Genomic DNA, 24,568 nt, shown 5'->3' on the forward strand with positions numbered 1-24,568 from the left:
TCGGCCGAGGTGGTCGAGGTTTTCTATGCTCAAGCTGGCGGTCATGGCCCTGATGGGTTCGATCACCGTCGTCGGCGCGGCGGAGGCGGTCAACGCCTCCCGACCCCACACGCCTGAGCTGCGCGCCGAAGTCGCCATGACCCCGGAAGGCCAGGGTGCCTCCGTCGCCAAGGGCCAAGACGGCCATTACTGGGCCGAGGCCGAGGTCAACGGGGCCCGCGTCCGCTTCCTCGTCGACACCGGGGCCAGCACGGTCGCCCTCACCCTGGCCGACGCCCGGCGCCTGGGTCTCGAAACTGACAAGCTCGACTACAGTCAGAGCGTCGTCACCGCCTCCGGCCAGGCCCGCGCCGCCGCCGTGACGCTCGGCGAAATCTCCGTCGCCGGCGCGCGCATGACCAATGTGGAAGCCCTGGTCATCGAGAACGGGCTCGAGAGCTCGCTGCTCGGAATGAGCTACCTAGGCCGCCTCGCCAGCTTCGAAGCGACCCGCACCGCGCTCATCCTTCGCCCGTAGGACCTGAGCCAGGGCCGCGTCGATCACCTCGATCCCCGCCCCGCTCTTCACGCCCTCGACCGTCAGCACCCGACGCCAGGCCCGCGCCCCGGGCAGCCCGTGGAACAGCCCCAGCATGTGCCGGGTCATGGCCGCCAGGTGCGTTCCCTTGGCCAGTTCGCCCAGCACGTAGGGCCGGTAGAGCTCCACCGCCTGGAAGGCGTCCACGTCCACGCCCTCGCCTGCCCCAAACACCCGGCGGTCGACCTCTCCCAGGATCGCCGGGGTGTGATAGGCCGCGCGGCCCAGCATCACGCCATCCACGGTCTGGAGCTGCTCCATCGCCTCGTCCAGCGATCCGATCCCGCCGTTGATCGCGATGGTCAGGTCCGGCCGCTCGCGCTTCAGGCGATGCACCAGCGCGTAGTCCAGCGGCGGCACGTCACGGTTTTCCTTCGGCGACAGCCCCTGCAGCCAGGCCTTGCGCGCATGGACGACGAAGCTCGTGACCCCCGCCTGGGCGCAGAGCTCCACCAGCCGGAACAGGCTCTCCTCCGGGTCCTGGTCGTCCACGCCGATACGGCACTTCACCGTCACCGGGACCTTCACCGCCGCGCCCATCGCAGCCATGCACTCGGCCACCAGCTCCGGCTCGCGCATCAGGCAGGCCCCGAACCGCCCGCTCTGCACCCGGTCCGACGGGCAGCCGACGTTCAGGTTGATCTCGTCGTAACCCTCGGCCTCACCGATCCGCGCCGCCGCCGCCAGCTCGGCCGGCTCCGACCCGCCAAGCTGCAGCGCCACCGGATGCTCGGCCGGACTGAAGCCCAGCAGCCGCTCGCGATCCCCATGCAGCACCGCGCCCGTCGTCACCATCTCAGTGTAGAGCAGCGCGCGCGAGGACAGGGTCCGATGCAGCATCCGGCAATGCCGATCGGTCCAGTCCATCATCGGGGCGACGGACAGCCTATGGGATTGGAAATACGCCGCTTTCGACATGAGGCTCAGCAGATTGATCGGGTGGCGGTTCTACGCGATTTCCCCGAGAAATTCGCCCCCTTTCGCCGCGCCCGAAGATCCTCCCCCATTGGCGGGGGTGGATCGCCGAAGACGAGACGCAAGGCGGTCTCCGGCCGCCCTAGCGCCGCTTGCCGCCCAGCATCTTCCCGGCCACCAGCAGCGCCGCCAGGCCGGCCGCGCCGACCCCCAGGGCCAGGCCTACCTGCCGCCCACGTCCCGGCGCGACGGTGATCCGGTGGAACAATTCCCCGTCCACCGCCCACCAGGCGCCCGAGGCCTTGTCGAAGCCGTGCCGCTTGAACCGGATGGCCGCCTCGCGGGCCAGGTCCGCCGCCTCGCCTGCGCTGCGGCCGGTGGCGACGAAACCGGTGTCGGGCCGCACGCGTTTGGGATCATCTGCCAGGAGCCAGCTCTCGCGCAGAACGTTGAAAACGCGGCCAAGTGGCGCATGTGAGGAGATCGTGGGGCGACGACGCAGAAACCGCTGGATAGACTCTGCCATACGCCAATGGACTCCGTACGCGTTCCGGCCATAACCGGATGGGGCGATTCCAAGCTTGGCGCCTCTGCGAGCACCGTGGACCTAAAGTATGCGTGAATTTGTCGATCTCACGGGCGCGTCAGGCGCCGCCTATCGTTTCCGGGCCTGGCCCACCACCGGCCACCACATCCCGACCGCCGGCAACTTCGCCGTGCTGGTCTTCGAGAACGATCGTCCCGAGATCGTCGCCCTGGGAGTCAGCAGCGACTTGTCGCGCGCCAAGGCGGCGGCGCAGGAGACCCTGACCCAGACCTCCGGCTATCTGTTCACGCGCCTGAACGTCTCGCGCGCCTCCCGCCATGCCGAGCATGACGACCTGCTCGCCAGCCAGCCCAAGGCGGCCACCTTCAATCAGGAAATCTGAACCTAGCGGCGGGGCGGCCCCGCCGTGCTTCAGCCCTCGTTCTTGACCAGTTGCGGGCGGTGCTTGGCCACGATGTCCTCGTGCTCGCCGACCCGATGCGCCCGCGCCACGTTCAGGCGCAGATAGAGCTGCTCGGCCCCATGCTCGGCCACCGCCTCCGCCCACAGCGGCCGGGCGCTCATCAGGCTCTGGGCCTCGCCGCAACCGATGACCTGCAGCGCGCCCTCTTCGCGGCGGACGATCAGGTAGTTTCCGGCCGTCGCCGGCAGTTCGCGATTGGTGTCGTGCAGACGGAAACGATAGAGCGCGCCGCTGGCGCCCTCGATGTCGAGCAGGTCTTTCAAGCTTGGTCCTCCCACTTTCCCGCCGTGGGCGAGTCACCGGGCAAGAAAATGGCGGGACCTGGGCGGCGAAGCGGCGAAGCTTGGCCGTAACGGCCTGAACCTCGGCGTGGCCGGGCCCCGACGGCCCCGCACTGACGAATCAGGAGGTGGTTTCCAAGCCTCAGCGGAACGCCAACCCCTCGAACTCGCCCGACGCGCGCCAGTCCTCGATGTAGCGGAAATAGGCCGCCGCTCCGGCCGGATAGCCGACATTGAGCCGCGAGGCCGGCGTCGGCGCCTGGCCTTCGTTGTTGTAGTAGCCGGGCGTGCAGTCGGGCGCGCCGGTCATGCGGCCGTGGCTGGTCAGCAGCAGTTCGACCCAGGCGTCCTGCGCCTCCTGGGTGACCTCGACCTCCCTGGCCCCCCGGCTCAGCGCATGGCTGACCACCGCCGCGATCGTGCGGCCGCTGTCGGTCAGGTTATGCGGCACGTTGGAGATGAGGTTCGCCCCCTGCGCCGGCTGTACGAAGAACGCGTTGGGGAAGCCGTGCACGTGGATCCCGTGCTTGGAGCGGATGCCCTCGGCCCAGGCCTCGGAAAGGGTCAGCCCATCGCGCCCGACCACCTCGAAGCCTGAGCGCCGCCGATAGCCGGTGCCGACCTCGAAGCCGGAGGCGTAGATGATGCAGTCCACCTCGTACTCGACCCCGGCGACCACGAAGCCCTTCTCGATGATCTGCTCCACGCCCTGGCCGTCGGTGTCGATCAGGCGCGTGCTCGGATTGTTGAACGCCTGCAGATAGGCGTCGTGGAAGCACGGGCGCTTGCAGAGCTGGCGATACCAGGCCTTCAGGTTCTGCGCCGTCTCGTGGTCGCCGACGATGGCGTCCACCCGCGCGCGGATCTCCTCCATCTTTTCGAAGTCGGAATCCTCGAAGGCGGCCAGCATGTTGGCCGGCGTCCGCTGGTCTGCCGGCAGCTCGGAGATCTTGCTACGGATGCGCCGCGACAGGTCGGTCCAGCCGTCCTGCACCAGATCGACCTCGGCGCTCCCGCCCGCCTGGTTCTCGGTGAAGTTCTCCAGCCAGCGCTGCTGCCAGCCGGGCGTCGCCACGTCCTTGAACCACTGCGGGTCGATCGGCGCGTTGGCCCGCACGTCCACCGAGGAGGGAGTGCGCTGCACCACGTAGAGCCGCTTGCAGGCCCGCGCCAGGTGCGGAACCGCCTGCACCGAGGTCGCCCCGGTGCCGATGATCGCCACCCGCTTGTCCGCCAGCTTCTCCATCGGCGCGCCCTTGGGGTCCCCGCCCGTATAGCCGTAGTCCCAGCGGCTGGTGTGGAACGAGTGCCCCTTGAAGCTCTCCAGCCCCGGAATCCCCGGCAGCTTCGGAACGTGCAGCGGCCCGGTCCCCAGGCCGATGAAGCTGGCCGTGAAGCGGTCGCCGCGATTGGTGGTAATCACCCAGCGGGACTGGCCCCCGTCCCACTCCAGCCCGGTCACCTGGGTGTGGAAGAGCGCGTTCTCATAGAGGCCGAACTGCCGTCCGATCCGCTGGCATTGCTCCAGGATCTCCGGCGCATGAGCGTATTTCTCGCTCGGCATGTGGCCGGTCTCTTCCAGCAGCGGCATGTAGATCATCGAGGCTGTGTCGCACTGGGCGCCCGGATAGCGGTTCCAGTACCAGGCGCCCCCGAAGTCCCCGCCCTTCTCGATGATGCGCACGTCGGTGACGCCGGCCTCCGCCAGCCGCGCCCCGGTCACCAGCCCGGCGAAGCCGCCGCCCACGAAGGCGAAGGTCACGTGGTCGGTCTTGGGCTCGCGCTCGACCAGCGGCGTGTAGGGATCGTCGAGATAGTGCGCCAGGCGCCCCTTCACCTCGATATACTGCTCGTTGCCGTCCGGCCGCAGGCGTTTGTCGCGCTCGGCCATGTACTTGGCCAGCAAGGCCTTCTTGTCGATGGCGGGTCGTTCGGCGACGGGGATCCCGGTCTCCAGCGTCATGCTCGCACCTGTCAATTCGATCGCCGTCGAGCGGCGGAACAGCAATACGGACTCGCGGTATTTTTCGAACTTAAAGTACGGCTTCTGCCACGACTAGACCGAGCGAACGGACGTTTGACATCAGCCCTTGCCAGCGCCCTCGGACGGGCTCAAAGCTTGAGCTGATGATCGCCCGCCTGCTCGCGATAGTCGCCCTCTTCCTGGGCGTGACGCTTGCGCAAGCCTCGATGGCCGCTGCGCCGGCCGCGATCGCGCACACGGCCGCCCATGTTTCCGCCGACGCCATGGACGACATGGCCGACTGCCACGCACCGGCCAAGCAGCCCGCCTGCCAGATCGATTGCGCCCTCTGCCATGCCCTGGCGCCCGCCTTGGCCCCGGCCGGCTATGTGTCGGTGAGCTATGCGGCCTTCCCGCCGGCCGTGCTTTCGCCTTGGGAAACCCGCGCCATCGAGGTCGAGCCGCCGATCCCCCGCATCCCTTCGTAGACTCCTCAGATCACATCATTTTTTCGGCCCTGAGAGGCCAAACGAGGTTTCCTATGAAGACCATCATCAAGTCGCTGGCGATCGCCGCCGCCCTGTCCATGACCGCGGGCGCCGCCCTGGCCGCCGAGCAATCCATGAAGGACTGCTGCGCCAAGTGCGAGTGCTGCAAGGACATGCACAAGGGCATGCACGGCGACATGCAGAAGCCCGACGCCAAGCCGGGCGCCGAGCAAGCGCCGGAACACCAGCACTAAGCTGACGAAGCGGACGTGGCCTTCGGGCCGCGTCCGTGACGTCTATCGCCGCAGGATCTTCTCCATCGCCTTCCCCTTGGCGAGTTCGTCCACCAGTTTGTCGAGGTAGCGGATTTCCCGCATGGTGGGCTCCTCGATGTCCTCGACCCGGACACCGCAGATCACGCCCTTGATCAAGGACCGCGACGGATTCATCGCCGGCGCCTGGTCGAAGAAGTCCTCGAAACTGGTCTTGGCCGCCAACTGCCCGTCCAGGGCCTTCTGGTCATAGCCCGTCAGCCACGAGATGATCTCGTCGACCTCGGCCTTGCTGCGCCCCTTCCTCTCGGCCTTGGCGACATAGGCCGGATAGACGCTCGCGACGCTGACTGAATAGATCCGATGCTTGGTCATGCCTCCTCCTCCTCGCCCGCGCCTCCGAGCCGCCTGGCGAGTATCACCCGCCCGACGCCGCGGTGAACACCGCCAATTGCGCCGCGAACGCCCGCCGGTAGGCCGGCCGCGCCTCGCCCCGGGCGATAAAGGCCGCAAGGTTCGGATATTCCTCCAGCAGACCCGATGTCTCCAGCCGGCGCAGCACCGTCACCATCAGCAGGTCGCCGGCGCTGAACCCGCCATCCAGCCACTCGGCCTCGCCGAGCCGGCGCGAAAGCTGGCCCAGCCGCCCCCGCACCCGGCCATCGAGGATCGGCAGCCGCTCAGCGTACCAGGCCTTGTCGCGCTCAGCGTAACCGGCCATCTCGCGATCGACGATCGGCGGCTCCACCGTGCTGAGCGCGGCGAACATCCACATGATCGCCCGCGCCCGGGCGTCCGCATCGACCGGCAGCAGGCCGGCATGGCGCTCGGCGATATGCAGGACGATGGCCCCGGACTCGAAGAGGGCCAGATCTCCCTCCTCGTAGGTCGGAATCTGGCCGAAGGGATGTAACGCCAGATGCACCGCCTGCTTCATCTCCTCGAACGAGACCAGCCGGACCTCATAGGGCTGGCCGACCTCCTCCAGCGCCCAGCGGACCCGCATATCCCGCGCCAGCCCCCTGCCCCGGTCGGGCGAGCTCTCGAAGGCGGTGATGGTGGGTGTCATGATGCTGGTCTCCTTCTCGGCTCTCCCAAGGACGAACGCCCGGCGCGCGGCCCGACACGCTCACTGGAGGATCTTTCGCGCCCGCTCCCGCCTTGGCGCCCCTGAGCGCGGGCGATTAGATCGGCGCCATGCCGCCCATCCCTGACGCCCTTGAACTGATCGACCGCGTCGTGGAAATGCGTCAGGCCGACCCCGAGCTCCTTGGCCGCTTGCTTGGAGGCCAGCCCAGGCCCGCCCCGGACCAGCCGAACCCCGGCTGGACTGTCGCTCCCACGGCGGCCGAAGCTTCGCCTATTAACGGCTGCAGAGAAGCGGAGGCGCCTCAAGGCAACGCTAAAACGTTATGCGGAGCCGCCCCACGTAAAGCGCGCTAAATCGCTGGTTCACCGCTCATACAAAGGGCGGGGCAGCTCAGGGCTGCATCACATCACGCTCGTAGCTTCAATCCTGAAGACCTTCGCGATTTGCGCGTGACCTGGCGGATGATTGAGAGCGGCCTACTGGCCTTTACCCCCGACTACGAGATCAAGTCCTATTGAAGAGAGTTGCTAAGCCGCCACCGTCGGCGCGACTTGGCGATCCATCCCCTTCCTCCAAACGGAACCAATCCACCCCGCCCGCCATATCACCCTGGGGACCGCCCAATGGAGTAAGCGGCATGACGCCTCGTCTCCTCCCCCTCCTGGCGGCCACATCGCTGGCCGCCTGCGCCCAGGGCTCGCCCGACCCCTTCGCCGGCTTCGGCCATCAGCCGACCCTGCCCGCGCCGCAGACCAGCATCATCCCCACCCTCAACGCACGCCAGGCGGTCGGCTGGCCGGCGGGCGTGCAGCCGCAGGCGCCGGCCGGGTTCACCGTCACCCGCTTCGCCGGCGACCTCGCCCATCCGCGCTGGCTGCTGGTCCTGCCCAATGGCGACGTGCTGGTCTCCGAGGCCTCCTCCGAGGCCAAGCCCGCCAAGACCATCGCCGACTGGTTCGCCAACCGCCAGGAGGCCAAGGCCGGCGCGGCCATGCCCAGCCCCAACCGGATCATGCTGCTGCGCGACGCCGACGGCGACGGGATGGCCGAGACCCGCACGGTCTTCGCCCAAGGCCTCAAGCGCCCGTTCGGCATGGCCCTGACCGGCGGCCAGCTCTATGTCGCCAATGACGACGGCGTCGTGGCCTTCGACTATGCGGATGGCCAGACCTCGGTCACAGGCCCAGGTCGTCGGGTTTTCGACCTGCCGGGCGACCCGATCAACCACCACTGGACCAAGACCGTCGTCGCCGATCCCACCGGCGCGCGGCTCTACGCCACCGTCGGCTCCAATTCCAATGTCGGCGAGAACGGCATGGAGGCCGAGGCGGGCCGCGCCGCCGTCGTCCAGTTCCCCCTGCCCAATGGCCCGGCCCGCATCTACGCCTCGGGCCTGCGCAATCCCGTGGGCCTGGCCTTCGAGCCCCGGACCGGCGTGCTCTGGACTGCGGTGAACGAGCGCGACATGCTCGGCGACGACCTCGTCCCCGACTACATGACCGGCCTGCGGGAAGGCGCCTTCTACGGCTGGCCCTACAGCTATTTCGGCCAGAACGTGGATGAGCGGGTCAAGCCGCCCAGGCCAGACCTCGTCGCCACGGCCATCGCGCCCGACTATGCGTTGGGCGCCCACACGGCCTCGCTGGGCCTCGCCTTCTACACCGCGGAGCTCTTCCCGGCCCACTATCGCGGCGGCGCCTTCGTCGGCCAGCACGGCTCCTGGAACCGCCGCCCGCCCGCCGGCTACCGCGTGGTCTTCGTCCCCTTCGAAAACGGGCGGCCCACCGGACCGCCCGAGGTCTTCCTCACCGGGTTCCTCAACGCGCGGGACGAGGCCCAGGGCCGGCCTGTCGGCGTCGCCGTCGACAAGGCCGGCGCCCTGCTCGTCGCCGACGACGTGGGCAAGGCGATCTGGAGGGTGACGCCCAGCAGCGGAGCTACTGGAGCTTCCCCCTCTACCGGAACTTCCAGGTAAGCCCGACGCCCCACATCCGCGGCGGGCCGGCCACGAAGGTCGGCATGCCCAGGCTATCGCCGGTGTTGCCGGCGTCGATCAGGTACTCTTCGTCTGTGATGTTGTTGACGAAGGCCTCCAGGGTGAGCGGCCTGCTCGCCGCCGTCCACGACACCCGCAGGTTGGCCAGGCCGTAGGCGTCCTGCAGTTCGTCCTGGATATTGTCGGCCACCAGCGCCCGCGGCGGCTGCTGGAACATCGCCCGGTCGTTGTCGTCGCTGAAGAACACCTTGCTCTGCCAGGTGTAGGTCGGCCGCACCGAGACCTCGCCGCCCAGCGCCGCAAAGCGCCAGTCGGCCCCCAGCGACAGCGAATGATCCGGCGACAGGCGGAAGCGGTTGCCGTCATAGGCCCCGTCCTTGAACCGCGCGTGGCTGTAGGCGTAGGTCGCGAAGAGATCGAGCCCCGAGACCACCGCCAGCTCCGCCTGCGCCTCGACGCCGTAGGCCTCGGCCTTGCCCGCGTTGGTGACGACGAACAGCGTGCCCTGCTGCTCGACGGTCTGGAAGTTGTCGTAGTCGTAGAAATAGGCCGCCGTATCGAGCCGCAGGCGACGGTCCCACAGGGCCGCCTTGGCGCCGACCTCATAGCTGTCGACGGTCTCGGCCTCGATCTCGGCGAAGCGGGCCGGGTCATAGGGATTGGCCGGCGCGCTGGCCGCCAGCACCTCGGGCAGCCGTCCGCGGGCGTAGGAGGCGTAGAGGTTGGCGTCGTCGCTCAGCTTGTAGCGGCCGACCAGGCGCCAGGTGAAGCCGGAGTTGTCCGCCTCCCGCTCCGTCGGCGTCCCCAGCGCCGAGGTCGGCTGGAAGGTCAGGCCGAACATCGGCAGGGTCGGGATGGCCTGGACCATCGGGCTCTGCAGCCCGGCCATGATGGCGTTGGCCTGGGCCAGGCCCTGCGGCGATCCGCCGGCCGCCAGGCCCGAGGCGCCGATCACTCCGCCCAGCACGCTACGGCCGCCGACCGTCCGCGAGCCGAAGCCGGTGGTCTTGTCGTCGCGGGTGTAGCGCAGGCCCGCCGACACCTCGAAACGGTCGGTCACGTCGAAGGAGACGTCGCCGAACAGGTCGAAGGAGTCGAGCTCGCTGGTGTTGACCGCCTCCTCCACATGGTTGGCGCGCAGGTTGGCCGCGATCGCCTGGCCCTGGGCCGGGGTCAGCAGCAGCCGCCCGCCGCTGGCCTGGGCCGCGACGCCCTGCACCAGTTGGCCGATGAACCGCGGATCGGCGAACAGGGCTTCCGGCGCCGGCGTCGTAGCCGGCAGGCCCAGGGCCGGACCGCCGTTCAGCACGCCGGCCAGTTGCGCGATCGCCATCCGCTCGTCGAACTGCAGCGGCAGGCGCTGGCGGTCCTCGGCATGGAAGTAGCCCGCGCCGACGAAGCCGCGCACCCGGCCGCCGGCGTCGTAGTTCAGCCGCAGCTCCTGGCTCCACTGCTCTCCGACCGCGTCGTTCAGGCCGGTCAGCAGGTTCAGCGAGATCCCGTCCGGATCGAAGGTCTCCTCGCTGTCGAAGCGGCGCACGGCGCTGATCGACGACAGGCTGAGGGCGTCGTTGATCTCGTAGTCCACCAGGGCGGTGACGCCCCAGACCGTGCGTTCCAGGCCAAGCTCCCGGCCGCCCTCGAAGTTGTTCGGCGCGCGCAGGGCCGCCGGCTCGCTGGCGCCACGGCCCGCCAGCACCTTGCCCGTCGCCGGGTCGGTCGGCGAATAGCCGCCAGACTTGAACGCGGTCCCCGCGGGCTCGTCGCGCTGGTAATTGACGATGAAGTCGGAGCTCAGCCGCTCGTTCGGCTCGAAGTGCGCCGAGATCCGGCCGGCCCAGCTATCCACCGACTGGAAGTCGTCGCCGCCCAGGGCGTTCCCCACATAGCCGTCGCGCTGGCGCATCCGCCCCGAAAATCGCAGCGCGAAGGCTTCGCTCAGCGGAATGTTCACCGCCCCTTCCGCCAGGGCGTAGGAATAGTCCCCGCCCTCGGCGCGCAGATAGCCGTCGAAGCCGCTGGGATCGGCCTTCCTCTGGATGATGTTGACGCCGCCGATCAGGGCGCCCCGGCCGAACAGGGTCGATTGCGGCCCCTTGGCCACCTCGATCCGCTCCAGGTCGAACAGCTCGACATAGGAGCCCTGGGCCTTGGAGATCGAAACCCCGTCCTGGAACACCGAGACGCGGGCCTCGGAATAGGCGCTGGTCTCGTCCGAGGTGATGCCGCGCACCACGAAACCCGGATTGTTCGGCGACTGCTCCTGCACCTCGAAGCCCGGCGTGAACAGCGCCACGTCGGCGAAATCCTGCACGCCCAGCTCTTCCAGCCGCTCGGCGGAATAGGCGGTCAGCGACATCGGCACGTCCAGCGCCGCCTGCTCGCGCTTCTGGGCGGTGACGACGATCTCCTGAACGGTGGCGTCCTGGGCGAGCGCCGCCCCGCCCGTGAGCGCGAACGCGCTCGCCGCGGCCAGCAGCCGCGTGGTCAACCTAAGCATGACTATCCCCTCGGCGCCCGGGAGCGGCGCACTAGCTTCGCCGTTAGCGAGCGTCGATGACGGAGTTATGAATCCGCTCGCGGTTGATGACTGGGAGCCGTCAGCGAAGGGGGACCCCGGCGACGGAGTTGCGCCTCAAACCCGCCCGGTCACCGGCAGCAGCGCCCCAGTCACCGCCCGCGCTTCTTCCGAGGCCAGGAACAGCATCACCGCCGCCAGGTCCGCCGGCGCCACCCAGCTCGAGAAGTCGGCGTTCGGCATGTCGGCCCGGTTGGTCGGGGTGTCGATGATCGAGGGCAGCACCGCATTGACGGTCACCCCGTCGGCCTTCAGCTCTTCGGCCAGCGCTTCGGTCAGCTTGTGGACCCCGGCCTTGGAGGCCGCATAGGCGCCCATGCCCATCGAGGCCTTCACCGCCCCGTTCGCCCCCACATTGACGATCCGCCCCGCGACGCTGCGCTTGAGGTGCGGAATGGCCGCGCGGCTGGCGTTGGTCGCGGTCAGCACGTTCATCTTGAAGAGCGTGTGCCAGGTCTCCCAGGACCCCTGCTCCAGGGTCTCCCAGCGGAACCCGCCGGCCACGTTGATCAGGGCGTCGAGCCCGCCGAAACGGTCGGCCGCCGCATCGACCGCGGCGCTCGCGGCGAGCGCGTCCGTCAGGTCGACCCCGCCCTGGAAGAAGGCCTTGTCGCCCAGTTCATAGGCGACCTCGGCGTGCGGGGCGTAGTCGATCAGCGCGACCCTCGCCCCGCCCGCGGCGGCGGCTCTCGCCACCGCCGATCCCAGTATCCCGGCCGCACCAGTGATGGCGATGATGCGTCCGGTCATGGGAATCCTTTACTCTAGAGACGTTCGACGATGGTCACGTTGGCCATACCACCGCCTTCGCACATCGTCTGTAGCCCATAGCGGCCGCCCTTCTGTTCCAGGACGTTCAGCAGGGTCGCCATCAGCTTCGTGCCCGATGCGCCCAGCGGGTGGCCGAGCGCGATGGCGCCGCCGTTGACGTTGATCTTGGCCGGATCGACGCCCAGCGACTTGATGTAGGCCACCGGCACCGACCCGAACGCCTCGTTGACCTCGAAGGCGTCGATGTCGCCGATCTTCATCCCGGCCTTCTTCAGCGCCCGTTCGGTCGCCGGAAGCGGAGCCTCCAGCATGATCACCGGATCGTGGCCCAGCACCGACAGGTGATGGATGCGGGCCAGCGGCTTCACGCCCAATGCCTTCAGGCCCGCCTCGGAGACCACCATCACGCCCGAGGCGCCGTCGCAGATCTGGCTGGACGAGGCCGCCGTCAGCCGCCCGCCCTCGGCCAGCAGCTTCACGCCCTTGATGGCGTCCAGGCTGGCGTCGAAGCGGATGCCTTCATCGACGTTGTGGATGCTCTTGGAGCCGTCCGGGCCCACGACCTCGACCCCGACGATCTCGTTCTTGAAATTCCCGGCCTGGGTCGCGGCGATCGCACGCTGGTGCGACTGGAAGCTGTACTCGTCGATCTCGTCCTTGGTCAGGCCGTACTTGGCCGCCACCATCTCGGCGCCCATGAACTGGCTGAACTGGATGTTGGGATAGCGCGCCTGCATCCGCGGGCTCATGTACTGGCCAAAGCCGTTCTGGGCGGGCAGCGCCGCCGACAGGCCCATCGGCACGCGCGTCATGCTCTCGACCCCCGCGGCGATCACCACGTCCATGGTTCCGCTCATCACCGCCTGGGCCGCGTATTGCAGCGCCTGCTGCGAGGAGCCGCACTGGCGGTCGACGCTGGTGCCCGGCACGCTTTCCGGCAGCTTGGAGGCCAGCACCGCATTGCGCCCGACATTGATCGACTGCTCGCCGACCTGGCCGACGCAGCCCATGATCACGTCCTCGACCAGGGCCGGATCGGCGCCCGTGCGGTCCATCAGTTCGTTGATCACGACCGCGCCCAGATCGACCGGATGCCAGTCCTTCAGCTTGCCGCCCTTGCGCCCGCCGGCGGTGCGCGTCGCTGCGACGATATAGGCTTCGCCCATGGTTTCGCTCCCGATAAATGCGCGTTCGCCCGCGCTTCGGGGATTCATGTAAGGACGCGACGCGGCGTAAGCCAACCAGGGGCCGCACCCCACCCAAATCCTCCCCCGCGGCGCGAGACGGAGGGGGCGCGCACCGCCCGTCAGCCTGAAAACGTCGCCGCCAGGATCTTTTCCAGCCAGGCCGCGTCGATCTCGTCGAACGCGGCCAGCTCCGTGGCGTCCACGTCGAGCACCGCGATCAGTTCGCCGTCTTTCCCGAACACCGGAACCACGACCTCGCTGGCCGAGCGGCTGTCGCAGGCGATGTGCCCTGGGAAGGCGTTGACGTCCGGCACGACCTGGGTCTGGCGGCTCGCCGCCGCCGCCCCGCAGACCCCGCGCCCGAAGGCGATGCGCAGGCACCCCAGCGTCCCCTGGTAGGGCCCGACCACCAGCTCGTCCTTCTTCTCCGGATCGACCACGTAGAACCCGGTCCAGAAGAAGCTCGGAAAGCTCGCCGCCAGCATGGAGGCGAGCGTCGCCATCCGGGCGGTCAGGTTCGGCTCCCCGTCCAGCACGGAGGCGATCTCCTCGGCGAGCACGGCGTAGCGCTCGGCCTTGGCGGCGGGCAGGGTGAGTTCGTTGAAGGCTTCGGCCATGGCCGGCTATATACGGTCGCTCCGGACACCTCGCTAGCGCCCTCCAGACGGAGCTTCCCATGACCAACGGCATCGGCGGATCGACGGCCCAGGCCGAGCTCGCGGAACTGAAGCCCTGGCCCAATCCTGCGCCCGCCATCACCGCCCAGGAGCGCCACGCCCGCCTGGCCCGCGCCCGCGAGCTGATGCGCCAGATCGGCGCCGAGGCGCTGATCATCGGCGCCGGAGCCAGCCTGCGCTATTTCGCCGGCGTCCCCTGGGGCGCCACCGAGCGCCTGGTCGCCATAGTCCTGCCGCTGGAAGGGCCGCCGCGCATGGTCTGCCCGCGCTTCGAGCTCGGTTCCCTGGAAGCCTCCCTCGGCGTCGAGGCCGAGCTGCTGCTCTGGGAAGAGCACGAAAGCCCCTACGCCCTCGTGGCCCGCGCGGCGGACGGCGCGAGCGCCCTGGCCATCGACCCCGCCCTGCCCTTCTTCGTCGTGAACGGAATCGCCAAGGCCGCCCCGAGCCTGAAACTCCTCGACGGCGCCCCGGTGGTCGACGGTTGCCGCATGATCAAGTCGGCCGCCGAGCTCGCCCTCATGTCCCAGGCCAAGGCCATGACGCTGGAGGTCCACCGGCGCGCCGCCCGCATCCTGAAGCCGGGGATCACCACCGGCGAGGTCCGCCGCTTCATCGACCAGGCGCACCGGGCCCTGGGAGCCGACAACGGTTCGTCCTTCTGCGCGGTGCAGTTCGGCCGGGCCAGCGCCTATCCGCATGGCCTGCCCGGCGAACAGGCCCTGGAGGACGGCCAGATCGTCCTCATCGACACTGGCTGCCAGGTCCAGGGCTACAACTCCGACATCACCCGCACCTATGTCTTCGGCGAGGCCTCCCCCGAGCAGCGCCGCATCTGGGAGATCGAGCAGCGCGCCCAGGCCGCCGCCTTCGCCGCCGTCAAGCCCGGCGTCCCCTGCGAGGAGATCGACGCCGTCGCCCGCGCCATCCTCGCCCAGGCCGGCCTCGGCCCCGACTACGAACTGCCGGGCCTGCCCCACCGCACCGGCCACGGCATCGGCCTCTCGATCCACGAGGCGCCCTATCTGGTCCGCGGAGACCGCACCCCGCTGGCGCCCGGCATGTGCTTCTCCAACGAGCCGATGATCGTCATCCCCGACGAATTCGGCGTCCGCCTGGAAGACCACTTCCACGTCACCGCCGACGGCGCGGCCTGGTTCACCCAGCCCCAGCCCAGCCTCGACCGCCCCTTCGGCTGACCCGTCGTCTCCCTCCCGGCGATGGGTGGCTATCGATCTGAACGGCGGAACCTGCCCGTCCCGGGCCATATGCGATCGCCCTCCTCATCGAGGGGAGGGACGCGATCAACAAATGTATCGGGCGGCCAAAGCCCCGCCTCAATGCGGAACCACCCCCGCAAGCTCCGCCTTTTAGTCGGGCCACCATCAGGGAGACTGGCTCATGGGCGTGTTCAGCTCGATCATGGATAAGATTTTCCACCGCAAGAAGCCGGCCGCCGCGCCGGCGGCTCCGGCTCCGACTCCTGCCGCGGCGCCCGCCGCGGCCGCACCGCCGCCGCCTCCGCCCGAACCGGTCGATGTCGAAGCCGTGCTGACCGAACTGGCGTCGTCCAAGGGCGGCGGCGGCAACTGGCGCACCTCGATCGTCGACCTGCTGAAGATGCTCGACCTCGACTCCAGCCTCGACGCCCGCAAGGAGCTCGCCGCCGAGCTGGGCGTCGCCGCCGGCCCGCACGGCAGCGCCGAACAGAACATCGCCCTGCAGAAAGCCGTCTGGGCCGCCCTCGAAAAGAACGGCGGCGTGATCCCGGCCAGCCTGCGCGATTGAAGCCCCTCGGCGCGCCGGCCTATCGCTGACGCGCCGTTACTTCCTGCAAACGAACAGGCCTGACGACTTCCGCACCCGGAAGACGCCGCCGCCCGCCTCGAAGACCGCCGCTATCTCACCGCGCAGGGCCTCCAGCTCGGCCGGTCCCGCCTGGTCGCCTGGCGGGCTCGAAGTGAGGTAGGCGAGCACCGCCTCGGGATCGGGGATCGTCAGCGCATCGTCGTAGGCGACAAGCTCGACCTTCTCGAACGCCGAGGCCAGCAGACCAGCGCCGTTCTCCAGGTTGAACCCGTCGATCAGTTCGTCGCGCCCCGCCCCGCCGAACACCGCCGCCTTCAGGGCGAAGAGCTCGGCCATGGTCTCGCGGCCGTTGGTCGCCGCCACCGCCATCCCGCCCGGCCTCAGCACCCGGGCGATCTCTCGAACTCCCGCGGCCGGATCGCTCAGGTGGTAGAGCATGTGCATGGCCAGCACGAGGTCGAAGCTCTCGTCCTCGAACGGCAGAGCCGCGGCGTCCGCCACCTGCCCCCGAGGCCTTCGCCACCGCCCCACCGACTCGGCCCTGCCCACAGCCTCCTTCACCATGCCCGGCGAGAGGTCGCTCAGAGTCAGCGAGAGGTCTTCGGGAATGTCGCCCGCGCCCTTCTCCCACAACCAGCCGGCGCCGCAGCCCAGCTCCAGCACCTCCCCGGCCATCGGCCAGCGAACCTGCCGCGCCACCCACTCGAACCAGTCGCCGCGGCCATGCCCGTGCAGGCTCGCGCGCACCGCCAGCTTCGATGAATCCCGGTACTGCTCGCCCCTCAGATAGTCCGCGCTGGTCCAAGCGCTCATGCCGCCTCCCCTGATCGTCACCACCGTTCACATTGCAGCTTCGCAGAAACCTGCGCCTAATCGCCAGACCCACTGCGCCGCCACCAGTTCCCGCGTCCGAAGCAAAGGAACCCGTCGTGCCCATTCCCCGATGTCATCCCCGTTTCGGTTAGAACCACCGTCTCCTGCCGAGCGAGAAGGACGGCGAAAGGAAGCCAGATGACCCTCTACGTCCTCGCCCTGCTGATCGGCGTTGTCGCGGGCCTGCGGACCATGACCGCGCCGGCCGCCATGAGCTGGGCCGCGCACCTGGGCCTCACGCCTGTCGCAGGAACGCCGCTCAGCTTCATGGCCGCCGCCCCGACGGCCTGGATATTCACCGTCCTGGCGCTAGGCGAGTTCGTCGCCGACCAGCTTCCTCGCACCCCCAGCCGCAAGGCCCCATTCGCGTTCGGCGGCCGCATCGTCTCGGGCGCGCTCTGCGGCGCTGTCATCGGCGCGGCGGACGGCGCGCTTGCCGCCGGCCTGTTGCTGGGCGTCGTCGGCGCGATCATCGGAACGCTGGGCGGCTATGAGGCGCGCATGCGGCTCGCCAGGCTCTTCGGTCGCGACCTGCCGGCCGCCCTCATCGAGGACTTCATCGCCATCGCCGGCGCCCTGCTGATCGTGAGGGCGCTGTGAGCCGCGCCTTCGACGCCATCGTCATCGGCGCGGGACAGGCCGGCCCTTCCCTCGCCGCCCGCCTCGCCGGCGCCGGCATGAGCGTCGCGGTGATCGAGCGCAAGCTGGTCGGCGGGACCTGCGTCAACACCGGCTGCATGCCCACCAAGACCCTGGTCGCCAGCGCCCGCGCCGCCCATGTCGCGCGCCGCGGCGAGGCTTATGGCGTGCGCCTCCCTGGTCCGATCTCCATCGACATGGCCACCGTGAAGGCCCGCGCCGACACGGTCACGATCAATGCCCGCACGAACCTGGAGGCCTTCCTCGCGGGCCAGCAGGGCGTGACCCTGATTCGCGGCCATGCGCGCTTCGTCTCCACCCATCAGGTGGAGGTGGGCGGCGAGCGGCTCAGCGCCCCGCGCATCTTCATCAATGTCGGCGGCCGCGCCGCCGTGCCCGACATGCCAGGCGTCCACGAGACGCCCTTCCTGACCAACACCACGATCCTTGAGCTCTCCGAGGTCCCCGAGCACCTCGTCATCGTCGGCGGCAGCTACATCGGCCTGGAATTCGCCCAGATGTACCGCCGCTTCGGCGCGGAGGTCACCGTGGTCGAGAAAACCCCCCGCCTCATCGGCCGCGAGGACCCGGAGGTCTCCGACGCTATCCGCGAGATCCTTGAGGCCGAAGGCGTCCGTTTCCGTCTCGACTCCGACTGCATCTCGTTGGCCCCGCGCGATGGCGGGGTTTCCGTCGGCGTGGACTGCACGTCCGGTGATCGGGCCGTCGAGGGCTCGCACGTCCTGCTGGCGGTCGGCCGGCGTCCCAACACCGACGACCTCGGCCTGGAGGCGGCGGGCATAGCCACCGACCCGCGCGGCTACATCACCGTGGACGACGCCCTGCAGACCAATGTCCCCGGCGTCTGGGCCCTGGGCGACTGCAACGGCCGCGGGGCCTTCACCCACACCGCCTACAACGACTTCGAGATTGTCGCCGCCAACCTGCTGGACGGCGAGCGGCGCAAGGTCACCGACCGCATCGACACCTACGCCCTCTTCATCGACCCGCCGCTCGGCCGCGTCGGCATGACCGAGACCCAGGCCCGCCAGGCTGGTCACGAGGTCCGCATCGGCGTCCGCCCCATGACCCGCGTCGGCCGGGCCGTGGAAAAGGGCGAAACCGCCGGCTTCATGAAGGTGGTGGTGGACTCGGGCGACGAGCGCATCCTCGGGGCCGCGATCCTCGGCGTCGAAGGCGACGAGGCGATCCACGCCCTCCTCGACACCATGTCCGCTGGCGCCGGCGCCGACCGCCTGCGCCGCACCATGCACATCCACCCCACCGTGTCGGAACTGATCCCCACGGTCCTGGGCGAGTTGAAGCCTTAGCCGAAAAACCCTTCTACCCTGGCGGGAGAAGGCGGCCTTGAGAAGCAGGTCGGATGAGGGGGAAGCGGCCTATGGTTTCGCGGGTGCTCGCCAGCGCCCCTACGCCACCTCGCGGGCGGCGGCGAGTTCCTCGGCTTCCACCCAGCTCTCGGTGAGCTGCTGGTTGCGCGCCACGTCTTCGGGGAAATCCATCTCGGCCCATTCCAGGCCCTGGATCGAGGCCACGTGGACCGCATCGCCCGCCTGGGCCATTTCGTTGATGGCGCTCAGGTACCAGCGCTTCAGGCCTTCCGGCGTGCGCAACGCTTCCTCGACCATGGCCACGAACATCGCCGCGCCCTCCGTCGAGAAGCGCAGGAAGCCGATCGACTCGGCGTCATAGAGGGTGATGGTCTTGCCGATGGCCAACAGGCGCGCGCCGTCGGTGAACACCTTCATGTCGTCGGAATCGTAGGAGTCCTTGCGGTCGATGGTCACCGTGATCGGCGCCTCGGGCGCGGCCAGCAGGCGCTCGGCGATCGCCGGCTCGAACAGGGTGTCGCCGTTCAGCAGCAGGAACGGACCGCGCATCTCCTCGCGCACCATCCAGCAGGTCGCGAGGTTGTCGGTGACGCTGTAGAACGGGTTGAAGAAGGTCCGCACGGTCATGCCCGGCAGCGCCAGGCGCTCGATCTCGGCGTCGACCTGGTCGGCGCCGAAGCCGGTCACGACAACGACTTCCTTGATCCCGGCCTGGGCCAGGTGCTGCAACTGCCAGTGCAGCACGGTCTTGCCCGCCAGGTCGATCAGGCACTTCGGGCGGTCGTCGGTCAGCGGCGACAGCCGCCGGCCTTGGCCAGCGCTCAGGATGATCGCCTTCTCGACAGAGGTCTTCAGCATCATGGACAATTGTTTCTAACGTCCCACCCGGACTCGGAGCATTGATGTAACATTCGCCCTGCCTTTATGCAGCAGGCCGCTACGGAAGGTCGCATGTCAGCTGCGGTCATTCCGTCTCTGCCGGTAGGCCAGGTAAAGACCCGCGGCGCCCGCGCATATCAGCACAAGGCCCAGGATGGCCATCAGAATACTTAACATCTCAGGTCGCCCCCGAACCCGATCGCGCGTCCGCGCACTGGTCTTTCTCCATGCTCCAGCATGTCAGATAGTGCTGAATAAGCTCTGATCCACATCTCGAACGTGGCGCGCCGCAAAAAGAGGCGTATTTCTCCGCCGAATCCCGCGCGCCCGGCGCCGCGCACAGAGGACCCGCCATGGCCAGTCAGGCCGATGTCATTTCGAACGGAGCCGAACGGCGCGAAAAGCGCCTGTCGGTGGTCGCGCACCTCAAGCGCGGCCTGCCGATCGCGGCCGGCCTGCTCGTCATCCTCTGCATCATTCAGGTCGCGTTCCGCAGCCTCGCGGCTGAGCCCGAGCCGACGACGCCGACCCAGGCCTCGGCCATGATCGGCCCGCACTTCTCCGGCCAGAGCGCCGACGGCCGCGCCTTTCGCATCACCGGCGAGCGCGGCGTGCGCGATCCGAAGGTCGAGGGGCGCATCCTGATCACCGCCCCGGTGCTCTCGCTGCGCAACCCGAACGGCGTCACCCAGACCGCCACCGCCCGCGACGGGATCTATGACGAGCCCGCCCACACCCTGATCCTCACCGGCGACGTGCGCATGGACAACGGCGCCGGCGCCAGGTTCTCGGCCGAACGCGCGGCGATCGACACCCGCACCGGCTCGGTCAGCGGCCAGAGCGGCCTGCGGATCGACAGCGGCGAGACCCAGATCCAGTCCGGCGACTATTCGGTCGAGGAGAAGGGCGACCGCCTGATCATGAAGGGCGGGGTGCGCGGCCGCTTCACGCCGCAGAACTAAGCCGTGGCCCAACCCGCCAAGAAGGTCTGCTTCCTCTACATCGCGCAGACCCACCAGATCCTGCACAGCCTCTCGATCGCCATCGAGCTGGCCCGCAACTGGCCGCAGTTCCAGGTCGACCTGGCCGCCACCTCTCCCGCCCACCTCGACTATATCGAGGAGGCCCTCGCCAAGCTGGGCGGCGCGCCGGTGCGCCCGCGCCTGCTCGGCCCGCGCTGGCTGCGCGAGTTCCATCCCGGCGAGGCCTCCACCCCGCCCAAGGCCGCGATGCTGCTGGCCAACCTGCGCGTCTTCGCCGGCTACGACGCCGTGGTCGCGCCCGAGCGGACCACAGCCCTGATCCGCCGCCTGGGCGTCAAGCGGCCCCTGCTGGTCTACACCCAGCACGGCGCCGGCGACCGCGGCGGCCCGTTCGAGCCGCGCCTGGGCGTCTTCGACCTGGTGATGGCCGCCGGCCCCAAGCAGCGCGATCGCATGGTCCCGGCCTTCGTGCGCCCGGAAAACTGCGCCATGGTCGGCTATCCGAAGTTCGACATGGTCGAGGCGCTCTCGCCCCATCCCCGGAGCCCCTTCGCCGACGACCGGCCGGTCGTCGTCTACAACCCGCACTTCGATCCGCGCCTCTCCTCCTGGCCGCGCTGGGGCCTGGAGGTGATTGAGCAGATCGCCGACGACGGGCGCTTCAACCTGATCTTCGCCCCGCACGTGCGCCTGTTCGACCAGCCGGCCGCGCCCGACCGCACGCCGCTGCAGCGCTTCGAGGGCCATCCCCGCGTCCACGTCGACCTGGGCGGGCCGGCCGCCATCGACATGACCTACACCCGCGTGGCGGACGTCTATCTCGGCGACGTCTCCAGCCAGATTTACGAGTTCCTGCGCACGCCCAGGCCGGCGGTGTTCCTCAACGCCCATGGCGTCGCCTGGCGCGGCGACGAGAGCTATCGCCACTGGCTCTACGGCCCGGTGCTGGACAGCGTCGCCGGCCTGCCCGCCGCCATCGCCTCGGCCATCGCCGGTCATGGCGACTATATCGCCGAGCAGCAGGCCGGCTTCGCCGAGAGCTTCGACCTCCAGGCCCGCTCGTCCTCCCTCCGCGCGGCCGAGGCCATCGCCGTGCGCCTGGGCGCGAGGCCCGCGCCTTGACCAACTCCGCCAAGGAGGGCCTTGGCCGCATCTTCGCCAACGCCGGCATGCTGCTGGGCGGACGCTCGGTTAATGCGGTGATCAGCCTCGGCTACATGGCGCTCGCCGCCCGCGCCCTGGGCGTGGCCGAGTTCGGCGTCCTGGTGCTCATCAACACCTTCGCCCAGTTCGTCGGCGACGTGGTGCGCTTCCAGTCCTGGCAGGCGGTGCTGCAGTTCGGCGCCGCGCCCCTCGCCGAGGGCCGGCGCGAAGACTTCCAGCGGGTGGTGCGTTTCGGCGTCGTCCTCGACCTGATCAGCGCCCTGGCCGGGGTCGCGGTCGGGGTGGTCGGCTCGCTGGTCTTCGGGCCCGCCCTCGGCCTGCCCGAGGACATGCGCGGGAACGCCGCCCTCTATGCGCTCACCATCGCGGCGCTGGCCCCGGCCTGCCAGATCGGGCTGCTGCGGCTCTTCGACCGCTTCGCCCTGCTCTCCATGCAGCAGGCCATCTCCTCGGCCGTCAGGCTGGCCGGCGGCCTGGTCGGCTTTGCGATCGACGCCCCCGTCGGCTTCTTCCTGATCACCTGGGGCGCCGGCTCGGTGGCCGCCTTCCTCTATGTCGCGGTCTGCGCCTGGCGCGAGCTCGGCCGCCGCGGCCTGCTGGCGAACTTCCCGTGGTCGGGCCCGCTGACCGCCGGCATGCCCGGAGCCTGGCGCTTCGCCTGGGCCACCAACGCCTCGGCCACCCTCGACGTCGCCTTCACCCACGTGGCCACCCTCACCGTCGGGGCCGTCGTCGGCGCCACCGAGGCCGGCCTCTGGCGGGTGGCGCGCCAGATCGCCGACGCCCTGGCCAAGCCGGCCCGCCTGCTGATCCCCGCCCTCTATCCCGAGCTCGCCAAGGCCCGCGCCAGCGGGGCCGAGGCCGACATGCACCGGCTGGCGATCCGCATCGGCCTGATCGGCGGCGCCTTCGCCACCGTCCTCCTGCTGGTCGCGGTCTTCGCAGGCGAGGCGCTGCTGCGCCTGGTCATGGGCGACGCCTTCGCCCCCGCCGCCCCGACCATGATCCTGCAGGTCGCCGCCGCGGTGATCGGCGTCTGGGCCCTGCCGCTGGAGCCGATGCTGGTCTCCATGGGCCGCCCCGGCATGGTGGTGCGCGTGCGCCTGATCGTCGCCATCGTCTTCCTGATCGCCCTGCCCCAGGTGATCTCGCGCCATGGCCTGGAAGGCGGCGGCGTCGTGCTTATTGCGGCCGCCGCGGCCACCGCCCTTGGCCTGCTTCTCAGCCTCCGCCGACTGATGGGCCGCGCAAAGGCCGCGCAGTAAACTCTTGCGTTACCGCCCCGAAGAGAGCGAAAGGCGGGACACTATGATCACCCCCACCCAACCCGAGCGCGACGTGCGGCTTGCCGACTTCCCGACGCTCGTTGCGGCGCTGGATTACGCCGCCCAGGGCGCCACCGGCGTCAACCTCCACGGCCTGCGCGGCGAACTGGCCGAAGTCCTGCCCTACCAGACGTTGCGCCAGCAGGCCCTCGACTACGCCCAGCGGCTGCTGGCCGCGGGCCTTGCGCCCGGCGACCGGGTCGGCCTGGTCGCCGAGACCGACGGCGATTTCGTGCGCGCCTTCTTCGCCTGCCAGTACGCCGGCCTGCTGCCTGCGCCCCTGCCGCTACCGACGCCGCTGGGCGGGCGCGCGGCCTATGTCGAGCAGATCCGCCGGATGCTGGACGCCGCCAGGGCCGCCGCCCTCGTCGGTCCCGCGGGCCTGGCCGAATGGGTCGCCGAGATCGCCGAAGGCCAGGGCCTGACCTTCGCCGGCACGCTCGCCGACCTGCCCGCAGAGGCCTCCGCCGAGTTGCCGGCCATCGGCCCCGACGATCCCTGCTACCTGCAGTTCTCCTCCGGCAGCACCCGCTTCCCCACCGGCGTGCTCGTCACCCACCGCGCCCTGATGGCCAACGCCGTCGCCATCACCCGCGACGGCCTGCAGGTGAAGCCGGCCGACCGCGCCATCTCCTGGCTGCCGCTCTATCACGACATGGGCCTGGTCGGGTTCCTGCTCAGCCCGCTCTGCGCCCAGATGTCGGTGGACCTGATGCCCACCGGCGCCTTCGTGCGCCGCCCGCTGCTCTGGCTGGACCTGATCGGCCGCAACGGCGCCACCGTCTCCTACAGCCCGACCTTCGGCTACGAGCTGTGCGCCCGCCGCGCCCAGAACGCGGCCATCGACCACCTCGACCTTTCCGGCTGGCGCATCGCCGGCCTCGGCGGCGACATGATCCGCCTGCCGCCCCTGCGCGAGTTCGAGCAGGCCTTCGCCGCCGTCGGCTTCTCGCCCAAGGCCTATGTCGCCAGCTACGGCATGGCCGAGGCGACGCTGGCCCTCTCCATGGCCCCCCTCGGCGAGGGCCTCGTGGCCGAAACCCTCGACGTCGACCGGCTCGAGCAGGACGCCCAGGCCATCGCGGCGACCGCCGGCTCGCGCGCTCGCGACTTCGCCCGCTGCGGCCGCCCCCTCCCCCATCACGAGCTGCAGGTCCGCAACGAGTACGGGGAGGTTCTGGGCGAGCGCCAGGTCGGCCGCATTTTCGCCCGAGGTCCCAGCCTCATGAAGGGCTATTTCGAGCAACCCCAGGCCAGCGCCGACATCCTCGGCGCCGACGGTTGGCTCGACACCGGCGACCTCGGCTACTTCTCCGAAGGCCAGATCGTCATCACCGGCCGCATCAAGGACCTGATCATCCTCAACGGGCGCAACATCTGGCCGCAGGACCTGGAATGGACCGCCGAGGCCGAGATTCCCGGCCTGCGCAGCGGCGACGTCGCGGCCTTCTCCGTCCCCGTGGAGGGGGAGGAATCCGTCATCGTCCTCGTCCAGAGCCGCAGCAGCGACGCCGAGGTCCGCGAACGCCTGGTCCAGGACGTCACCGACCTCCTGCGCCTGCGCCATGGTGTCGAGGCCAAGGTCACCCTGGTCGGCGGCCACGCCCTGCCCCAGACCTCCTCGGGCAAGCTCAGCCGCTCCCGCGCCCGCGCCGGCTACCTCGCCGCCCAGACCGACAAGGCGGTGGCCTAGCTTGGCCCGAGGGGGAGCCCACTCACCCCTTCTCCCGCGAGGGAAGAAG

25 protein-coding genes are annotated in these 24,568 nt (G+C 69.6%); 13 read left to right on the top strand and 12 right to left on the bottom strand.

The genetic code is table 11. From position 1 onward, the window contains the following. Positions 1-25: 25 nt before the first annotated feature. A complete protein-coding gene (locus tag ABID41_RS01465) occupies positions 26-517 on the top strand; it encodes a TIGR02281 family clan AA aspartic protease (RefSeq protein WP_331927984.1) in 492 nt (163 codons plus the stop codon). Here ABID41_RS01465 and dusA read toward each other — a convergent pair. Then, positions 461-1,495: a tRNA dihydrouridine(20/20a) synthase DusA gene (gene dusA / locus ABID41_RS01470; protein ID WP_331927986.1), complete on the bottom strand. Its 1,035-nt coding sequence runs from the start codon at positions 1,493-1,495 to the stop codon at positions 461-463. The genes ABID41_RS01465 and dusA overlap by 57 nt on opposite strands. A gap of 139 nt (positions 1,496-1,634) precedes the next feature. Then, on the bottom strand, positions 1,635-1,898 hold the full coding sequence (locus ABID41_RS01475; RefSeq protein WP_354297059.1) for a hypothetical protein: 264 nt from the start codon (positions 1,896-1,898) through the stop codon (positions 1,635-1,637). Between the two features lie 208 nt (positions 1,899-2,106). On the opposite strand from ABID41_RS01475, the gene ABID41_RS01480 reads away from it, so the two are divergent. Further along, positions 2,107-2,421: a hypothetical protein gene (locus tag ABID41_RS01480; protein ID WP_331929756.1), complete on the top strand. Its 315-nt coding sequence runs from the start codon at positions 2,107-2,109 to the stop codon at positions 2,419-2,421. A 29-nt stretch (positions 2,422-2,450) separates the two neighbouring features. On the opposite strand, the gene ABID41_RS01485 is transcribed toward ABID41_RS01480, so the two are convergent. Continuing rightward, positions 2,451-2,765, bottom strand: a complete 315-nt coding sequence (locus tag ABID41_RS01485) for a hypothetical protein (RefSeq protein ID WP_331929758.1) — start codon at positions 2,763-2,765, stop codon at positions 2,451-2,453. 160 nt (positions 2,766-2,925) lie between these two features. Beyond that, a complete protein-coding gene (locus ABID41_RS01490; protein ID WP_331929760.1) occupies positions 2,926-4,746 on the bottom strand; it encodes a flavin-containing monooxygenase in 1,821 nt (606 codons plus the stop codon). A gap of 164 nt (positions 4,747-4,910) precedes the next feature. Here ABID41_RS01490 and ABID41_RS01495 point away from each other — a divergent pair, with 164 nt between their 5' ends. After that, complete coding sequence (locus tag ABID41_RS01495; RefSeq protein WP_331929762.1) at positions 4,911-5,234, top strand: hypothetical protein; 324 nt, start codon at positions 4,911-4,913, stop codon at positions 5,232-5,234. Positions 5,235-5,287: 53 nt separating this feature from the next. Continuing rightward, positions 5,288-5,488 (top strand): hypothetical protein, encoded by a 201-nt coding sequence (locus tag ABID41_RS01500; RefSeq protein ID WP_331929764.1) that lies wholly within the window; start codon positions 5,288-5,290, stop codon positions 5,486-5,488. A 42-nt stretch (positions 5,489-5,530) separates the two neighbouring features. On the opposite strand, the gene ABID41_RS01505 is transcribed toward ABID41_RS01500, so the two are convergent. Both ABID41_RS01505 and ABID41_RS01510 read right to left on the bottom strand, forming a co-directional pair. Next, the gene (locus tag ABID41_RS01505; RefSeq protein WP_331929766.1) at positions 5,531-5,881 is read right to left on the bottom strand and encodes a DUF2200 domain-containing protein; all 351 of its coding nucleotides are present in this window, start codon (positions 5,879-5,881) and stop codon (positions 5,531-5,533) included. Between the two features lie 43 nt (positions 5,882-5,924). After that, complete coding sequence (locus ABID41_RS01510; protein ID WP_354297063.1) at positions 5,925-6,575, bottom strand: glutathione S-transferase family protein; 651 nt, start codon at positions 6,573-6,575, stop codon at positions 5,925-5,927. Between the two features lie 658 nt (positions 6,576-7,233). On the opposite strand from ABID41_RS01510, the gene ABID41_RS01515 reads away from it, so the two are divergent. Further along, positions 7,234-8,571 (top strand): PQQ-dependent sugar dehydrogenase, encoded by a 1,338-nt coding sequence (locus ABID41_RS01515; protein ID WP_331929770.1) that lies wholly within the window; start codon positions 7,234-7,236, stop codon positions 8,569-8,571. On the opposite strand, the gene ABID41_RS01520 is transcribed toward ABID41_RS01515, so the two are convergent. The 4 genes from ABID41_RS01520 to ABID41_RS01535 all read right to left on the bottom strand — a co-directional run bounded on the left by ABID41_RS01520 (position 8,552) and on the right by ABID41_RS01535 (position 13,745). Then, entirely contained in the window at positions 8,552-11,092 is a 2,541-nt protein-coding gene (locus ABID41_RS01520; RefSeq protein ID WP_354297065.1) for a TonB-dependent receptor, read from the bottom strand. The genes ABID41_RS01515 and ABID41_RS01520 overlap by 20 nt on opposite strands. Positions 11,093-11,227: 135 nt before the next feature. Then, positions 11,228-11,920: an SDR family NAD(P)-dependent oxidoreductase gene (locus tag ABID41_RS01525; protein ID WP_331932998.1), complete on the bottom strand. Its 693-nt coding sequence runs from the start codon at positions 11,918-11,920 to the stop codon at positions 11,228-11,230. 14 nt (positions 11,921-11,934) lie between these two features. After that, positions 11,935-13,107 (bottom strand): acetyl-CoA C-acetyltransferase, encoded by a 1,173-nt coding sequence (locus ABID41_RS01530; RefSeq protein WP_331932997.1) that lies wholly within the window; start codon positions 13,105-13,107, stop codon positions 11,935-11,937. 140 nt (positions 13,108-13,247) lie between these two features. Further along, positions 13,248-13,745: a GAF domain-containing protein gene (locus ABID41_RS01535; RefSeq protein WP_331932996.1), complete on the bottom strand. Its 498-nt coding sequence runs from the start codon at positions 13,743-13,745 to the stop codon at positions 13,248-13,250. Between the two features lie 59 nt (positions 13,746-13,804). Between ABID41_RS01535 and ABID41_RS01540 the strand changes: the two genes are divergently transcribed. Next, the gene (locus tag ABID41_RS01540) at positions 13,805-15,001 is read left to right on the top strand and encodes a M24 family metallopeptidase (RefSeq protein WP_331932995.1); all 1,197 of its coding nucleotides are present in this window, start codon (positions 13,805-13,807) and stop codon (positions 14,999-15,001) included. A gap of 202 nt (positions 15,002-15,203) precedes the next feature. After that, positions 15,204-15,590, top strand: coding sequence for a DUF3597 domain-containing protein (locus tag ABID41_RS01545; RefSeq protein ID WP_354297070.1), 387 nt, complete (start codon positions 15,204-15,206; stop codon positions 15,588-15,590). Positions 15,591-15,626: 36 nt separating this feature from the next. On the opposite strand, the gene ABID41_RS01550 is transcribed toward ABID41_RS01545, so the two are convergent. Beyond that, positions 15,627-16,424 carry a class I SAM-dependent methyltransferase gene (locus ABID41_RS01550; RefSeq protein ID WP_331927634.1) on the bottom strand — a complete coding sequence of 266 codons (798 nt, stop codon included), beginning with the start codon at positions 16,422-16,424 and terminating at the stop codon, positions 15,627-15,629. 198 nt (positions 16,425-16,622) lie between these two features. On the opposite strand from ABID41_RS01550, the gene ABID41_RS01555 reads away from it, so the two are divergent. Together ABID41_RS01555 and ABID41_RS01560 are read left to right on the top strand one after the other, a co-directional pair. Continuing rightward, a complete protein-coding gene (locus ABID41_RS01555; RefSeq protein WP_331927636.1) occupies positions 16,623-17,084 on the top strand; it encodes a DUF4126 domain-containing protein in 462 nt (153 codons plus the stop codon). Beyond that, positions 17,081-18,454 carry an FAD-containing oxidoreductase gene (locus ABID41_RS01560; RefSeq protein WP_331927638.1) on the top strand — a complete coding sequence of 458 codons (1,374 nt, stop codon included), beginning with the start codon at positions 17,081-17,083 and terminating at the stop codon, positions 18,452-18,454. The genes ABID41_RS01555 and ABID41_RS01560 overlap by 4 nt, the downstream gene beginning before the upstream one ends. A 99-nt stretch (positions 18,455-18,553) precedes the next feature. Here ABID41_RS01560 and ABID41_RS01565 read toward each other — a convergent pair whose 3' ends face one another. Continuing rightward, positions 18,554-19,336, bottom strand: a complete 783-nt coding sequence (locus tag ABID41_RS01565) for a phosphocholine cytidylyltransferase family protein (RefSeq protein ID WP_331927640.1) — start codon at positions 19,334-19,336, stop codon at positions 18,554-18,556. Positions 19,337-19,707: 371 nt separating this feature from the next. Here ABID41_RS01565 and lptC point away from each other — a divergent pair, with 371 nt between their 5' ends. From lptC to ABID41_RS01585, 4 genes are read left to right on the top strand one after another with little or no spacing between them, the layout of a single operon-like run. Beyond that, positions 19,708-20,316: an LPS export ABC transporter periplasmic protein LptC gene (gene lptC / locus ABID41_RS01570; protein ID WP_331927642.1), complete on the top strand. Its 609-nt coding sequence runs from the start codon at positions 19,708-19,710 to the stop codon at positions 20,314-20,316. Between the two features lie 3 nt (positions 20,317-20,319). Further along, on the top strand, positions 20,320-21,459 hold the full coding sequence (locus ABID41_RS01575) for a glycerophosphotransferase (RefSeq protein WP_354297073.1): 1,140 nt from the start codon (positions 20,320-20,322) through the stop codon (positions 21,457-21,459). After that, positions 21,456-22,766 (top strand): lipopolysaccharide biosynthesis protein, encoded by a 1,311-nt coding sequence (locus ABID41_RS01580; protein ID WP_354297075.1) that lies wholly within the window; start codon positions 21,456-21,458, stop codon positions 22,764-22,766. Before ABID41_RS01575 ends, ABID41_RS01580 begins: the two co-directional genes overlap by 4 nt. A gap of 43 nt (positions 22,767-22,809) precedes the next feature. Further along, complete coding sequence (locus ABID41_RS01585) at positions 22,810-24,519, top strand: fatty acyl-AMP ligase (protein WP_354297077.1); 1,710 nt, start codon at positions 22,810-22,812, stop codon at positions 24,517-24,519. The last annotated feature ends 49 nt before the right edge of the window (positions 24,520-24,568 follow it).

The sequence above is a fragment of the Phenylobacterium koreense genome, assembly GCF_040545335.1.
Taxonomy (GTDB): domain Bacteria; phylum Pseudomonadota; class Alphaproteobacteria; order Caulobacterales; family Caulobacteraceae; genus Phenylobacterium; species Phenylobacterium koreense.